Here is a 14,044-nt window from a genome sequence, read left to right as displayed (position 1 = left end):
GAATCAGCCGGCGATCTCCACCGCGAGGGGGTAGGCGTCGCGGAAATCGAGGCAGAGGGGCGTGTCGGATTCGAGCATCCGTTGGAACAGGCGCTTCTGCGTCTGGTACTTCACGTTGCCGACCGCCAGGGCGCCGATGCCGAAGCCCCGGCCGCCGGGCAGTTCCACATCCACCGCGTTCACGTCGATCCCGGCGATGCCGGCCGGGGGCACGGCGTTCACGTCGGAGGCGACAAGGAGCTTGCCCGCGCAGGACAAATCGTCGGCGGTGAGGATCGGGATGCCGGCGGGGCCGGCGGAGAGGATCACGTCGGCGTCGCGGATCGCCTCGCGACGGTCGGCGGGGGTGGTGCCGTCCACGGCGCCGACCTCGACCCCGAAGCGCCACTTCATGGTGAAGGCGATCTTGGAGACGCGCTCCTCGCCGTCATGGCCGACGAGGACGGTCTTGGCGCCTTCCAGCGCGCCGATCACCGCCGCCACGTAGGCGACGACGCCCGCGCCGCCGAAGATCACGATGCGCTTGCCCTTGAGATCGGTGCCGAACTTCACCCGCAGGGCGCGGGAGACCTGCGCGACCATGGCCGCGCCCGTGGTGAACGAACCCGCCGGATCGGCGAAGACGTGGTTCACGAAGGGCGGCACGAAGGCCTTCTTCGCCCGGTCGACCATGTCGAGGGCGTCCTCGGCGTTCTTACCGCCGATGAAGAGGCCGGTGCGTGTCCCGTCCTGGGGCGAGCGGGAGAAGATCGAGTCCTGGGTGAGCGACACGACATCGGAGAGGCTGACCTCCGTGTACGTCACCAGCGTCTCGAAGCCGGCATCGACGGCCATGTTCACGTCGAACGGGCTCATGTGCCGGAGCGGCGTGAGCATGTGCAGGATCGAGCGGGCCATTCCTTCGACCTCTCCCATTGATCGGCCCCTTCTGAGGCCGATTCATTTAAACAAGTCTTCCGCGACCCCTCCGGTCAAGCGGAACCCGCCCGCGTCAGGCGCGGGTCCCCCCGGCGACCGTTGCACCGGTGTTGCGCCCCCGGGCGATCAGGAAGCGCAAGGACCCGCCGCCGTCGAGGTCGGAAACGAGCGCCCTGGCCTCCTCCTCGGAGCGGGCGAGGATGAAACCGGTCGGCCCCCAGGAGCTCTGCCCGTAGCCGGCGACGCCGCGCTGCGCCGCCTGTTCGAGCACGCGGGCGACGGCCGCGCTGGCGTAGCGCCCGCCCTGGTGCGGGGCGAAATGATCGCCCACCAGATCCTGCATCCGCGTGATGCCGGCGCCGAAGGCGTCCGCGTCGCCGGTCACGCAGGCGGGCAGCACCTGCATCAGCACGATGCGGCAGATCTCGGCGGCCTGCGCCTCGGGGAAGCGCGGGAGATCGCGGAACGCCTCCACCTCCCGCGTGCCGTGAACGCCGGCCATGGAGGTGTCGAGGATCAGGACGAGGCGCCATGCGTCCGGGAAGGGCAGCCGGGCGATGACCGGCGGCGGCGCGGCATTGGCCCCGCGCCCGCCATCGACGATGAGCCCGCCCTCGGTGAAGGCGCGCAGGCCGACGCCGGAGCGGTTGCCGCGATCGAGCGCGTTGGAGAAGTCCTCCGGCGAGAAGGGCCGCCCGGCGAGCCGCGCCAGGGCCGCCGCGACGGCGAGCGCGAGCTGCGTGCCGGAGCCGAACCCGGCATGGGCGGGAATCGCCTGCTCCACCCGGAAGGCGACCCGCGTGCCGACCCCGAGATGGGCGGCGGCGGCTTGCGCATAGCGGCGGACGCGCTCGGCCTCCGGCCCCTCGGCGTGGAGGCTGTCGGCGGGCCGCGCCGTGAGGATCAGGGAGGGGGCGTCGATGGCCAGCCCGACGCTGCCGAACCGGCGGCCGAGGCCGCCATGCAGGTCGAGGAAACCGAAATGCAGCCGCGCGGGCGCTTCGATGCGCACGCTCTCCGCTGCGGAATCGGGGACGTCGGACACGGCGATCCCCTTCCTCCGGGTCAAGCGTCGGAACTGGCGCGCTTCTCACACGGGAAACCCGGCGGGGCAACCGCCAAGGCCCTTGCCGGACGCGCCCGATGAAGGCAAACCTAGGCCCGCGACGGCGTGCCGAGTTTGCCGTCCGTCCGGGCAAGGGTCCGGCGGGCAGGCCATTCCGAGCCGGCGGGACTTTATGGAATGTCCCGCTCCTCCGGTCTTACGGCCGTCGCCCGCCCGACAGAGATTCACGATTCCCGGGGCCTCCACCCCGCGGGTCGCAAGAAAGATCGAGCGAGGGGAGCAATGCCAGCCTGGGTCAAAGGCGCGGCCACCGACATCGACGCCGCCATCGCAGCGGCCGCCGACCTGTTGGGCGCGGCACGGATGCCGGTCATCGCCGGCCTCAACGCCGAAGTCTCCGCCATTCGGGCGGCCTTCGATCTCGCCGGGCGCGTGGGCGCCTCCCTCGACACGGACGGTGCCGCCGGCACCTATGCCGAACTCGGCGCCCTGTCCCGCGTCGGCGCGATGACCTCGACGCCGGCCGAGGCGGTCGGCCGGGCCGATGCCGTGCTCGTGCTCGGTTCGGCGCCGGCGAAGAGCGAACTTCTCGGCCGCATCTCGGCCGGCGCCCCCACGCGGGGCCGGGCGGCGGGCGCCGCCCGCGCCATCCTGGCGCTGGACGGTGCCAACGAGGGCGGCGTGCTGCCGGCCCTGGCGCGGCTGCGCGCCCATTTCCGGGGGCACCTCGCCGACGAATCGCCCACCGCCGTGCTGGCCTCCAAGCTCGCCGCCGCGCAATATGTGGTGGTGCTCTACGATCCCGCCGAGATCGGTGAGATGGGCGTCGAGACCGTTCAGGGGCTCGTGACCGACCTCAACGACAGGACGCGCGCCTTCTCCCTCGCGGTCTCCGGCGGCCACCGGAACCAGGACAGGGCCGTGGTGCCCGTCTCGGCCTGGACGACGGGGCAGGCCCCGCGCGTCGGCCTCGGCCGCAAGGTGCCCGAGCACGATCCCTGGCGCTTCGATGCCGCGAGGCAGGTCGCGGCGGGCGAGGCGGATGCCGCCCTGTGGCTGTCCTCGCTGCCCGCCCCCCGGCCCGACTGGCTGGGGCAAGTGCCCTCCGTCGCGCTGGTCGGCGAGGCGAGCCCCGACGCCGCCGAGGTGGTGATCGCCGTGGGCGTGCCCGGCCGCGACGTCGGTGGGGTGCTGTGGAACGAGACGCGGAGCGCCCTCACCTACTGGCCGGCTCAGGCGGGAGGATCCGCCCCGGCGGATCGGCCCACGGCCGCCGCGGTGCTGGGAATGCTGACCGACCGACTTGCGGCGAGGAGTGGCACCGCATGCTGAGTGTGATCCGGGGCGGGCGCGTCGTCGATCCGACCGCGTCTCGCGATGCCGTCGGCGACGTCTGGATCGAGGACGGCCGGGTGATCGAGGCACCGGGGCGCGAGCCCGACAGGGTGATCGACGCGGCGGGCTGCGTCGTGATGGCCGGCGGCGTCGAGGTGCATTCGCACATCGCGGGCGGCAACGTCATCACCTCGCGGCTGCTGCTGCCCGAGCTCTACGTGAGCGAGGCGGCGCCGGAGGGGCACCCCTTCGCCCATGCCGGCGGCGCGGCCGCCTGGATCGGCTCGACCTATGCGCGGATGGGCTACACCACCGCCGTCGAGCCGGCGATGCCGCCGACCCATGCGCTCGGCACGCAACTCGAACTCGCCGACATCCCGCTCCTCGACCGGGGCGCCCTGACGGTGATGGGCAACGACGACCAGCTGCTGCAATTGCTCCGCGACGGCGAGGGCAAGGCAGCGGTGCGGGACCTCGTGGCCCTCAACGTCGCGACCTCGCGTGGGCTCGGGGTGAAGTGCATCAATGCGGGCGGCGCCTCGGCCTTCAAGGACGGCGCGCTGAAGCTCTCCCTCGATGACGAGATCCCCTGCTACGGGCTCTCGACGCGGCGGATCATGGGCTCCCTCCTCGACGCGGTGGAGGAGATCGGCGTGCCGCATCCGCTGCACGTCCACTGCAACAACCTCGGCCTGCCGGGCGCCGACGATTCGTTCATGGCGACCCTCGACGCGGCGGAGGGGCGGCGCATCCACTTCGCCCACGCGCAGTTCTACGCCTATGGCGAGACCGACGACGGCAACGGCTTCCGCTCGGCCGCCGAGCGCATCGCCCGCGCCATCGGGGACAACCCGCAGGCCACACTCGATATCGGGCAGGTGGTGTTCGGCCAGACCGTGACGGTCTCCCTCGATATCCTGCGCCAGTTCGCCGGCCGCAAGGGCGCCAACCCGAAGAAGTGGGTGCTGAACGCGGGCGACGCGGAGGGCGGCGGCGTGGTGCCGTTCCTCTACCGGCCGAAGGGCCCGACTTCCTCGCTGCAATGGGCGATCGGCCTGGAGATCATGCTTCTGTCGCCCGATCCGGAGCGGACGATCCTCACCACGGACCACCCGAACGGCGGCCCGTTCACCCAATACCCGCGTATCATCCACCTGCTGATGGACAGGTCCGAGCGCGAGCGCGAGATCGCAACGCTGCCGGGTATCGTCGGCGAGCGCAGCGGCCTGCCGGGGATCGAGCGGGAATACACCCTGTCCGAGATCGCGCAGCTCACCCGCTCCGGGCCGGCGAAGCTCCTGGGCCTTGCCGACCGGGGGCACCTGCGCCCCGGGGCGAGGGCGGACGTGGCGGTCTACCGCGACGACCCGAACCGCACGGCGATGTTCACCGCCGCCAAGCTCGTGCTCAAGGACGGCACGCCGATCGTCGAGAACGGCGAGGTCGTGGAATGGCGGGTGGGCCGCACCCTGTCGCTCACCGTCGAATCGGACCGGGCGATGGAGAAGCGCACCGATTCCTACCTCACCGACCGCTTCGGCACCGGGCTCGACAGCTTCACCGTGCCGGACGAGGCGTTCGATGCACCGACCTTCGAGGCCGTGCCATGTCGGGCGTGACCAGCGAGCCGCACCCCATGTCTGACCTCACCCTCAACGGCATCCGCGTCATCGACACCTTCGCCGAGGCGTTCGATGTCGCGGGCACGGCCATCGTCGTCACCAACGACACGCCCAAATGGGCGATGATCGCGGCCACGACCATGACCGGCTTCGCCACCTCGGTGATCGGCTGCGGCGCCGAGGCCGGGATCGACGCCATCCTTTCACCCGACCAGACGCCGGACGGACGGCCGGGCGTGCGCATCCTGCTGTTCGGCTTCGAGCCGAACGGCTTGAAGGAACAGCTGATCAAGCGGGTCGGCCAGTGCATCCTCACCTGCCCCGGCACCGCCTGCTACGCGGGCGTGGACGGGCCGAACAAGATCAAGCTCGGCGGCGCGATCCGCTACTTCGGTGACGGCTTCGCCATCGCCAAGCGCATGCCCGACGAGACCGGCAAGGAGCGCCGCTACTGGCGCATCCCTGTGATGGACGGCGAATTCCTCTGCGAGGATTCCGTCCGCGCCGTCGAGGGCGCGGTGGGTGGCGGCAACCTGCTGTTCCTCGGCCGCACCCATGCCGAGACGCTGAAGGTCGCCGAAATCGCGGTGGAGGCGGCCTCCTCCATCCCCGGCGCGATCCTGCCCTTCCCCGGCGGCATCGTCCGCTCCGGCTCGAAGGTCGGCGGACGGACCAAGGGCATGATGGCCTCCACCAACGACGCCTATTGCCCGACCCTCAAGGGCCGGGCCGGCTCCGCCCTGCCGCCCGAATGCGGCGTGGTGCTGGAGATCGTCATCGACGCCCTCACCTCGCAGGGCGTGTCCGATTCCATGCGGGCGGGGCTCCACGCCGCCACGGAGATCGGCGAGCGGCACGGGCTGATCGCCGTCACGGCGGGCAATTACGGCGGCAATCTCGGCCGCCACCACTACCACCTGCGCGACCTGCTCGCGCCGGCCGCCGGCCAGGAGGGCTGAGCCTTGAGCACCCTCACGCTCCGCGAGGCGCCCCCTGAGCGCCTGGACTTCCTCTCCATCTCGCCCCTCGCCTTGAGCGGCCTGTCGCAGGCCGAGGCCGAGCGGCTGGAAATCGGCACCAGCCGCCGGGGCGTGAAGCTCGGCGACTGCTTCGCCGTCTCCCTCGACGGCTCCGACACCCTGACCATCGAGGGCGGGCACGAGCGCCTCGACCGGGTCGGTGCCTCCCTCTCCGGGGGGACGATCCGCGTCGTCGGCGATGTCGGCCAGCGCCTCGGCGCGGGCATGGCGTCGGGCACGCTCACCGTCACCGGACATGCCGGCCCCTATGCGGCCTCCGGCGCCACCGGCGGCACCATCACCATCGAGGGCGACGCGGGCGACTACGCGGGCGGCGCCGTCTACGCGGCCAAGGCCGGGCTCGACGGGGCGAGCCTGATCGTGCGCGGCCGGGCCGGGGCCCATTGCGGCGACCGGATGCGCCGGGGGCTGATCCTCGTCGGCCAGGCCGGCGCCCATGCCGGCGCGCGGATGATCGCGGGCACCATCGCCGCCCTCGAAGTTGGCGACCTGCCGGGCTACGGCATGCGCCGGGGCACCCTCGTCACCGGCAAGCACGGCACCCTGTCGCCGACCTTCGTGGAGACCGGGAGCCACGACCTCGTGTTCCTGCGCCTCCTCGGCAAGCACCTGCGCGCCGTGAGCGAGGCGCATGCCGCGCTGCTGGACAGGCCCCTGCGGCGCTATTCCGGCGACCTCGCGACCCTGGCCAAGGGCGAGCTCTGGGTCGCGGGCTGAAGGCGCGGGCCTGCGCCCCCTGGGCGCGGGCCTTGGCCCTGTCCACGCGGCGCCGGGCCGGATTATGCTGAGCGCAAGCCGGCCCGAGACGATGGCCGGCATTCGGGAGATCGCCCTTGCTGCTGCTTCTGTCCGCCTGCCTCATCGCCCAGCCCGCCACCTGCCGCGACGAGCAGATCCCGGTGGGCGGCGGGTCCGCCAACGCCTTCGTCTGCCTGCGCAATTCGCAGAGCGTGCTCGCCCAGTGGCAGGACGAGCATCCCGAATGGCACGTCGCGAAGTGGCGCTGCGCGGCCAAGAAGCCGTGAGGGGCCTGCGCCCATGGGCTCGCTGAAGGCCCGGTTCGCCATCCTCTTCGCCGTCAGCGCCATCGTGGTGCTGCTGGCGGCGGCGGCCGTGCTGGCCTCGATCGGGCTCGCGGAGCGGACGGTGGACCGGACGCTCGCCGCCCAGGGGCGACTGGAACTCCTGGCGGAACTCTCCGGCCGGCTCACCCAGTTCGGCCTCGCCGCCGTGGAGACGGTGGGCAACCCGGACGGCCAGCCCGAGGCCATGGCCATCGCCCGCGCCAACGTCGACAAGGCGCTGATCGCCGTGGACGAGGCCATGGCGCGCTCCTTCCCGCCGAGCGAGGACCCGACCGACCGGATGCAATACGCCATGCGCTCGCGGCCGATGTCGCAATTGCGCGGGGCGCGGGCGATCCTCGACCGGCAGGTCTCGCTCATCAGCCGCCAGATGGACCCGGAGAAGCGCCAGGATTCGATCAAGGGCGCCCTCAACGGCTTCGGGGCCATGACCGGCCAGCCGCTCTCCTTCCTGATCGAGGCCGAGCGGCGGAGCATGACGCGGGGCTCCGAGGAGGCGCGCGAATTGTCGAGCCGCCTGCGGATCGCGGCGGTGGTCGCCGTGGCGGCGGCCCTGGCGCTGCTCCTGATCCTCTACCGCACCCTGACCCGGCCGATCCTGGCGCGGATCGTGGAGGTGCGGCTCGCCGCCAGCGCCATCGGGCGGGGCGCCCTCGACACGCGGCTGCCGGTGCAATCCCGCGACGAGCTCGGCCTGCTCATGGCCAACGTCAACCGCATGGCCGCGCGCCTCTCCCGGCGGGAGGTGCATGTCGCGGCCGACCGGGCGGCCCTCGAATCGACCATCGCCGCCCGCACGGCGGATCTGCGCGCCGCCAATGCCCGCCTTGAGGCGGTGGACCGCTCCCGCCGCCGCTTCTTCGCCGATGTCAGCCACGAATTGCGCACGCCGCTCACCGTCATCCTCGGCGAATGCGACATCGCCATGCGGGGCGCCGCCCGCGCCGCCGACCCGATGCCGGCCTTCACCACCATCCGCAAGCGAGCCCAGCGCCTGAAGCGCCGGGTGGAGGATCTGCTCCGCGTCGCCCGCTCCGAATCCGGGGAGATCGAGCTCGACCGCAGGCCCCTCGGCGTCGCCGCCGTCCTGGCCGAGGCGGTGGACACGATGTCCTCCGAGGCCGCCCGCCGCCGGGTCGTCCTCGACCTCCTGCCCGGCGCCGAGGACGTGGAATGCGTGGCCGACCGGGAATGGCTGCGCCAGACCGTGGAGAGCCTGATCGACAACGCCCTGCGCCACGCCACCGGACTCACCCGCGTCGAGGTCGCGCTGGCGCGGGTCGAGGGGAACGCGGCGCGCATCACCGTCACCGACGACGGGCCGGGCTTCGGCGCGCCGGAGGCCGAACTGACCGAGCGGTTCAGGCGCGGGAAGCGCGTGGACGGCGCCCCCGCCCCGGACGAGACCGGCTTCGGCATCGGCCTCGCCCTGGCCCGCTGGGTGGTGGAGCAGCATGGCGGCACGCTGCATCTCGGTGAAGGCGGGGGCGGACGCGGCGCTCGCGTCCGCCTGGACATTCCCGCCGCCGAGCCGGCATGGATGGGCCGAGCGTCCGCGCAAACGGATGCCGGAGGGAAGCTGAGGGAGCCGGCCGCATGACGCGGATCCTGATCGTCGAGGACGACATCGATATCCGGGGCCTTCTCGCCCGTGGCCTGGAAGCCGAGGGGTTCGAGGTCGGCACCGCCGACAGCGTCGGCGACGCCCTGAAGGCCGCCCGCGACCCCGCCCCCGGCGCAGTGCTCCTCGATGTCGGCCTGCCCGACGGATCGGGCCACGACGTCTGCCGTTCCCTCCGCGAGGGCGGCTTCTCCGGCCCGATCTTGTTCCTCTCGGCCCGCGACGAGATCCGCGACCGGGCCGAGGGTCTGGCGCTCGGCGCCGACGACTACATCGTCAAGCCGTTCGAGTTCGACGAACTGGTCGCGCGGCTGCGCACCCACCTGATGCGCCGCCAGCAGGCGGAGGCGCCGCGCTCCCGCCTCGTCGCCGGCCGGCTGCATTTCGACCTCGACACCCGGCAGGTCACCTGCGGCGAGGCCAGCGCCCGGCTCACCCCGCGGGAGGCGGAACTCCTCGCCATGCTCATGGACAGCCTCGGCAAGCCGGTCTCCCGCGCCGAGATCTTCGACCGGCTCTGGGCGAGCCAGGGCGGGCTCTCCCTGAACGTGGTCGATGTCTATATCGGCTATCTCCGCTCCAAGATGGCCGATTTCGTCCGCTACGGCGGCCCGGTCCTCACCACGGTGCGCGGCAAGGGCTTCATGCTCGAATCCCGAGGGCCGGATTTCCGGCAATGAATCCCCCGCTCTTGGACCTTTGGGGGATAGCGGGGGTCCGAGCGGAATTATTTTGTTGGATCAATCCCTTCGGCTCACCTCTCACGAAAAATTTGGGATGATCCGGCAATTTGGTGCTTGAATGCGAAGGGCAAATGGACAATATCAGTCCTGCGCCAGAAACGAGAGCGCCATCAGTGTCTTAGGGTCCTCTTAGGATTGATCTGAGGACGCTCGGTGAACGAATTACTAAGGAGAAACACCATGGCCTGGGCTGCCCCCGTCGTGTCCGAGATCTGCGTCGGCATGGAAGTGACGAGCTACGAGTCGGCCGAGATCGACACGTTCAACTGATTTCAGGCGGGCCGGGAATCGCGGGAGACGCACCATGCGCGTCGTGGTTCTCGGCTCCGCTGCGGGCGGCGGGCTTCCTCAATGGAATTGCCGCTGCCCCATCTGCTCCCTCGCACGCAGCGAACCGGAGCGCGTCCGCCCCCGGACGCAATCGAGCATTGCCGTGTCCGCCGATGGCGATGACTGGCTGCTGATCAATGCTTCCCCCGACATCCGCCAGCAGTTGTTCGACAACAGCACGATGCATCCGCGCGAGGGGCTGCGCCACTCCCCCATCCGCGCCGTGCTCCTCACGAACGGCGACGTGGACCATGTGGCCGGACTGCTGACCCTGCGCGAGGGCCAGCCCTATACGCTCTACGCCACCTCCGGCATCCTCGACTCGGTCAACGCGAACCGGGTGTTCGACGTGATGGCCGAGGGCGTCGTCAGACGCACGAACGTGGCGCTGGAAACCCCCTTCGAGCCCCTGCCCGGCCTCACCGTCACGCTGTTCGCGGTGCCGGGGAAGGTGCCGCTCTGGCTGGAGGGCGCCGAGGTCGAGATCGGCGCGGCGACCGAGACGACGGTCGGCGCGATGATCGAGGCCAACGGCCGCCGTCTCGCCTACATTCCCGGCTGCGCCCTGGTGGACGACGCGGTGCGGGCCCGCCTCGACGGGGTGGACGCCCTGCTCTTCGACGGCACGGTGCTGCACGACGACGACATGATCCGGGCCGGTGTCGGCACCAAGACCGGCTGGCGCATGGGCCATGTGCCGATGCGGGGCGAGAACGGCTCGATCGAGGCCCTGTCGGGCGTTGCCATCGGGCAGAGGGTCTTCGTCCACATCAACAACACCAATCCCGTCCTCGTGGAGGGCTCGGCCGAGCGGGCCGACGTCGAATCGGCGGGTTGGACGGTCGCTCACGACGGGCTGGCCCTACAGCTCTGAGCGTCGCGCACCATTTAAGTGGGCGCGTCTCGTACCTACATTCCCGGTCTGGGGCCGTGCACTCGGTCCGGGCAACGCCAAGAAGTCGGTCACAAGACCATCGGGCACGAGCCGAAGTCGGACGCCGGAAACGCCATGAACGCCATCTTCCCGACCCCGGATGCCACGGAGAGCGAACGCCTCCTCACCGGCGACGAAATGGAAGCCGCCCTGCGCGACATCGGCGCCCGGCGCTACCACAACCTGCACCCGTTCCACCGCCTGCTGCATGACGGCAAGCTCTCGAAGGATCAGGTCCGGGCCTGGGCACTCAACCGCTACTATTATCAGGCGATGATCCCGGTGAAGGATTCCGCCGTCCTCGCCCGGATGCACGATGCCGAGCTTCGGCGGATCTGGCGCCAGCGCATCGTCGACCATGACGGCGACGCCCCCGGCGACGGCGGCATCGAGCGCTGGCTGAAGCTCGCCGAGGGCGTCGGCTTCCAGCGCGACTATGTGCTCTCCACGAACGGCATCCTCTCCGCGACCAAGTTCGCCGTGGAAGCCTATGTGCATTTCGTCTCGGAGCGATCGCTCCTGGAGGCCATCGCCTCGTCGCTGACCGAGATGTTCTCGCCGACCATCATCTCCGAGCGCGTCGCCGGGATGCTGAAGAACTACGATTTCATCACGAAGGAGACGCTGGCCTATTTCGACAAGCGCCTCACCCAGGCGCCGCGCGATGCCGACTTCGCCCTCGATTACGTGAAGAAGCACGCGACGACGCCGGAGCTGCAGCGCCAAGCGATGGCCGCGCTGACCTTCAAGTGCAACGTCCTCTGGGTGCAGCTCGACGCGCTCTACTTCGCCTACGTGGCCCCCGGCATGATCCCGCCGGATGCGTGGCAGCCGGGCGTCGGCCTCGTCGCGGGGGCGGATGCGGCCAAGGCGGAAGCCGGCCCGCGCAGGACCGTGCCGGGCGATACCCCGCGCCTGCCGCGCGGCGTGCGCCTGCGCGATGACGAGACGCGCGGCAAGACCGTGCTGCTCGCCCCCGAGCGCACCTTCGACCTCGATGACAACGCCGTCGCCGTCCTCAAGCTGGTGGACGGGTCGCGCACGGTGTCCCAGATCGCCGACGAGTTGGGTACGATCTACGCCGCCGATCCGCGTGCGATCGAGGCGGATATCTGCGTGATGCTCGACGGCCTCGCCGAGAAGCGGGTGTTGGAGCGATGAACGCACAAGCGCCGATCCGCCCGGAAGCGCCGGCCCCGGTGGGGCTCCTCGCGGAGCTGACCCACCGCTGCCCCCTGCGCTGCCCCTACTGCTCGAACCCGCTGGAACTCGACCGCCGCTCGGGGGAACTCGACACTGCGACGTGGCAGCGGGTGCTGCGGGAGGCGGCGGGCCTCGGCGTGCTGCACGTCCACCTGTCGGGCGGCGAGCCCACCGCCCGCAACGACATCGTCGAGATCACCAAGACCTGCGCCGATCTCGGCCTGTACTCGAACCTCATCACCTCCGGCGTCGGTGGCGCGCTCGACAAGCTCCAGGCGCTCTACGACGTCGGGCTCGACCATGTGCAATTGTCGGTGCAGGGCGTCGATGCCGCCAACGCCGAGAAGATCGGCGGCCTGAAGAACGCCCAGCCGCAGAAGATGACCTTCGCCGCCAAGGTGGTGGAACTCGGCCTGCCGCTGACGCTGAACTCGGTGATCCACCGGGGCAACATCCACGAGGTGGCGGGCTTCATCGACCTCGCGGTGAAGATGGGCGCCAAGCGCCTCGAAGTGGCGCACACGCAGTATTACGGCTGGGCCTACGTGAACCGCGCCGCGCTGATGCCGAACAAGGCCCAGGTGGACGAGTCGATCCGCATCGTCGAGGCGGCCCGCGAGCGCCTGAAGGGCCAGCTCGTCATCGACCTCGTGGTGCCGGATTATTACGCCAAGTACCCGAAGGCCTGTGCCGGCGGCTGGGGCCGCAAGCTCATGAACGTCACGCCCCAGGGCAAGGTGCTGCCCTGCCACGCGGCGGAAACGATCCCCGGCCTCGAATTCTGGCACGTGACGGACCACTCTCTCGGGGAGATCTGGCGCGATTCGCCGGCCTTCACCGCCTATCGCGGCACCGATTGGATGCAGGAGCCCTGCCGCTCCTGCGACCGCCGGGAGAAGGATTGGGGCGGATGCCGCTGCCAGGCGCTCGCGCTGGCGGGCGATGCGGCGGCGACCGATCCGGCCTGCTCCCTCTCCCCGTTGCACGCCAAGGTGCGTGCCCTCGCCGTCGAGGAGGCGGCCGAGACGCCTCCCGACTACGTCTACCGCACGATCGGCAGCAACATCCGCTCGCCGCTGAAAGAAGGTGCCTCTTCGTGAGATTCATCCCCGTCGCGGCTGCCCTCGCCCTCGGCCTGTCCGCCCCGACCCTCGTGTCGGCCACGGAAACGCCCGCGCCGACGCAAGCCAACGCCACGGCCGCGCCCAGCGCCGCCGACCTGCTGTTCGAGCAGCCGCAGATGAAGAACGCGGCGCCGGGCAGCACCCTCACCTACGATTACCTGCGCCGCTCCGGCATCGCGAAGGGCCCCTTCGGCGCGCCGCTGCAGGACACGGTGACGATCAAGGTCGAGCCGGGCAAGCAGCCCGACGGCCGCAACATGGACGTCGCCATGTTCTCCGGCCTGAACCGCCGCCCGGCGGGGCCGTTCGAGGACATGGTGGGCAACCCCATCGTGCCGCTCTTCCTCGAAAACCACGTGATGGCGCTCTCCAAGGTGCTGGAGGCGAACCCGCGCTACCTGAAGCTCGCGATCCGCAAGGGCATGCGCGAGAAGGCGACCGTCACGCCGGTCAAGATCCCGTTCGACGGCAAGCAGGTCGATGCGTATCGCATCGAGATGCAGCCCTTCCTGGGCGATCCGATGGGCGAGCGCATGCGCGGCCTCGAGAACCTCACCTATACGTTCGTCACCTCGCCCTCGGTCCCGGGCGAGATCGTGTCCATGGAAGCCGTGTCCAAGACCAAGGATGGCGGCGAATTGCTGGAGGAGAAGCTCGGCTATGAGCAGAAGGCTGGCTAGTCTCGCGATCCTCACCGCCCTGGGGGCCGGCCTCGCCGCCGCGCCCGGCCGCGCTGCCGAGGAGAACGACTACCCGACCAACGCGCGGGTGGATTACGTGTTCGGCTGCATGGCCGCCAACGGGCAGACCCGCGAGAGCCTGGAGAAGTGCTCCTGCTCGGTGGATCAGCTCGCCGCGATCCTGCCTTACGACAAGTACGTGCAGGCGAGCACGATCCTGTCGATGCGCCAGGGCATCGGCCAGCGGGCCAACGAGTTCAAGTCGACCAAGATCTTCGACGACAAGGTCGCCGACCTGCGCCGCGCCCAGGCCGAGGCCGAGATCCGCTGCTACCGGGGCTGA

At 70.6% G+C, this 14,044-nt stretch carries 15 protein-coding genes; 13 read left to right on the top strand and 2 right to left on the bottom strand.

From position 1 onward, the window contains the following. Positions 1–3: 3 nt before the first annotated feature. Both ACXJ1Y_RS19615 and ACXJ1Y_RS19610 read right to left on the bottom strand, forming a co-directional pair. On the bottom strand, positions 4–897 hold the full coding sequence (locus tag ACXJ1Y_RS19615; protein ID WP_463847772.1) for an NADP-dependent methylenetetrahydromethanopterin/methylenetetrahydrofolate dehydrogenase: 894 nt from the start codon (positions 895–897) through the stop codon (positions 4–6). A 94-nt stretch (positions 898–991) separates the two neighbouring features. Further along, a complete protein-coding gene (locus tag ACXJ1Y_RS19610; protein WP_463847771.1) occupies positions 992–1,963 on the bottom strand; it encodes a beta-ribofuranosylaminobenzene 5'-phosphate synthase family protein in 972 nt (323 codons plus the stop codon). Positions 1,964–2,266: 303 nt separating this feature from the next. On the opposite strand from ACXJ1Y_RS19610, the gene ACXJ1Y_RS19605 reads away from it, so the two are divergent. From ACXJ1Y_RS19605 to ACXJ1Y_RS19545, 13 genes are all read left to right on the top strand, one after another. Continuing rightward, positions 2,267–3,316: a formyltransferase gene (locus ACXJ1Y_RS19605; protein WP_463847770.1), complete on the top strand. Its 1,050-nt coding sequence runs from the start codon at positions 2,267–2,269 to the stop codon at positions 3,314–3,316. Then, positions 3,310–4,938, top strand: a complete 1,629-nt coding sequence (locus tag ACXJ1Y_RS19600; protein ID WP_463847769.1) for a formylmethanofuran dehydrogenase subunit A — start codon at positions 3,310–3,312, stop codon at positions 4,936–4,938. The genes ACXJ1Y_RS19605 and ACXJ1Y_RS19600 overlap by 7 nt, the downstream gene beginning before the upstream one ends. A 17-nt stretch (positions 4,939–4,955) precedes the next feature. Further along, complete coding sequence (gene fhcD / locus ACXJ1Y_RS19595) at positions 4,956–5,900, top strand: formylmethanofuran--tetrahydromethanopterin N-formyltransferase (RefSeq protein WP_463847768.1); 945 nt, start codon at positions 4,956–4,958, stop codon at positions 5,898–5,900. Positions 5,901–5,903: 3 nt separating this feature from the next. Then, the gene (locus tag ACXJ1Y_RS19590) at positions 5,904–6,698 is read left to right on the top strand and encodes a formylmethanofuran dehydrogenase subunit C (protein ID WP_463847767.1); all 795 of its coding nucleotides are present in this window, start codon (positions 5,904–5,906) and stop codon (positions 6,696–6,698) included. 116 nt (positions 6,699–6,814) lie between these two features. Beyond that, a complete protein-coding gene (locus ACXJ1Y_RS19585) occupies positions 6,815–7,006 on the top strand; it encodes a hypothetical protein (RefSeq protein ID WP_463847766.1) in 192 nt (63 codons plus the stop codon). 13 nt (positions 7,007–7,019) lie between these two features. After that, positions 7,020–8,666: a sensor histidine kinase gene (locus ACXJ1Y_RS19580; protein ID WP_463847765.1), complete on the top strand. Its 1,647-nt coding sequence runs from the start codon at positions 7,020–7,022 to the stop codon at positions 8,664–8,666. Beyond that, positions 8,663–9,367: a response regulator transcription factor gene (locus ACXJ1Y_RS19575; protein ID WP_243958926.1), complete on the top strand. Its 705-nt coding sequence runs from the start codon at positions 8,663–8,665 to the stop codon at positions 9,365–9,367. The genes ACXJ1Y_RS19580 and ACXJ1Y_RS19575 overlap by 4 nt, the downstream gene beginning before the upstream one ends. Before the next feature lie 243 nt (positions 9,368–9,610). Next, positions 9,611–9,700 carry a pyrroloquinoline quinone precursor peptide PqqA gene (pqqA, locus tag ACXJ1Y_RS19570; protein ID WP_238204934.1) on the top strand — a complete coding sequence of 30 codons (90 nt, stop codon included), beginning with the start codon at positions 9,611–9,613 and terminating at the stop codon, positions 9,698–9,700. A 34-nt stretch (positions 9,701–9,734) separates the two neighbouring features. Next, a complete protein-coding gene (pqqB, locus tag ACXJ1Y_RS19565) occupies positions 9,735–10,634 on the top strand; it encodes a pyrroloquinoline quinone biosynthesis protein PqqB (RefSeq protein WP_463847764.1) in 900 nt (299 codons plus the stop codon). A gap of 135 nt (positions 10,635–10,769) precedes the next feature. Next, positions 10,770–11,855: a pyrroloquinoline-quinone synthase PqqC gene (pqqC, locus tag ACXJ1Y_RS19560; protein ID WP_463847763.1), complete on the top strand. Its 1,086-nt coding sequence runs from the start codon at positions 10,770–10,772 to the stop codon at positions 11,853–11,855. After that, a complete protein-coding gene (gene pqqE, locus ACXJ1Y_RS19555; protein WP_243958932.1) occupies positions 11,852–12,997 on the top strand; it encodes a pyrroloquinoline quinone biosynthesis protein PqqE in 1,146 nt (381 codons plus the stop codon). Before pqqC ends, pqqE begins: the two co-directional genes overlap by 4 nt. Further along, on the top strand, positions 12,994–13,701 hold the full coding sequence (locus ACXJ1Y_RS19550) for a hypothetical protein (protein WP_463847762.1): 708 nt from the start codon (positions 12,994–12,996) through the stop codon (positions 13,699–13,701). Before pqqE ends, ACXJ1Y_RS19550 begins: the two co-directional genes overlap by 4 nt. Then, positions 13,682–14,044 (top strand): hypothetical protein, encoded by a 363-nt coding sequence (locus ACXJ1Y_RS19545; protein ID WP_463847761.1) that lies wholly within the window; start codon positions 13,682–13,684, stop codon positions 14,042–14,044. Before ACXJ1Y_RS19550 ends, ACXJ1Y_RS19545 begins: the two co-directional genes overlap by 20 nt.

This window comes from Methylobacterium sp. TK26 (assembly GCF_055361565.1).
Note: the sequence above shows the minus strand (reverse complement) of the source record. Positions and strands in the feature narration are given on the sequence as shown.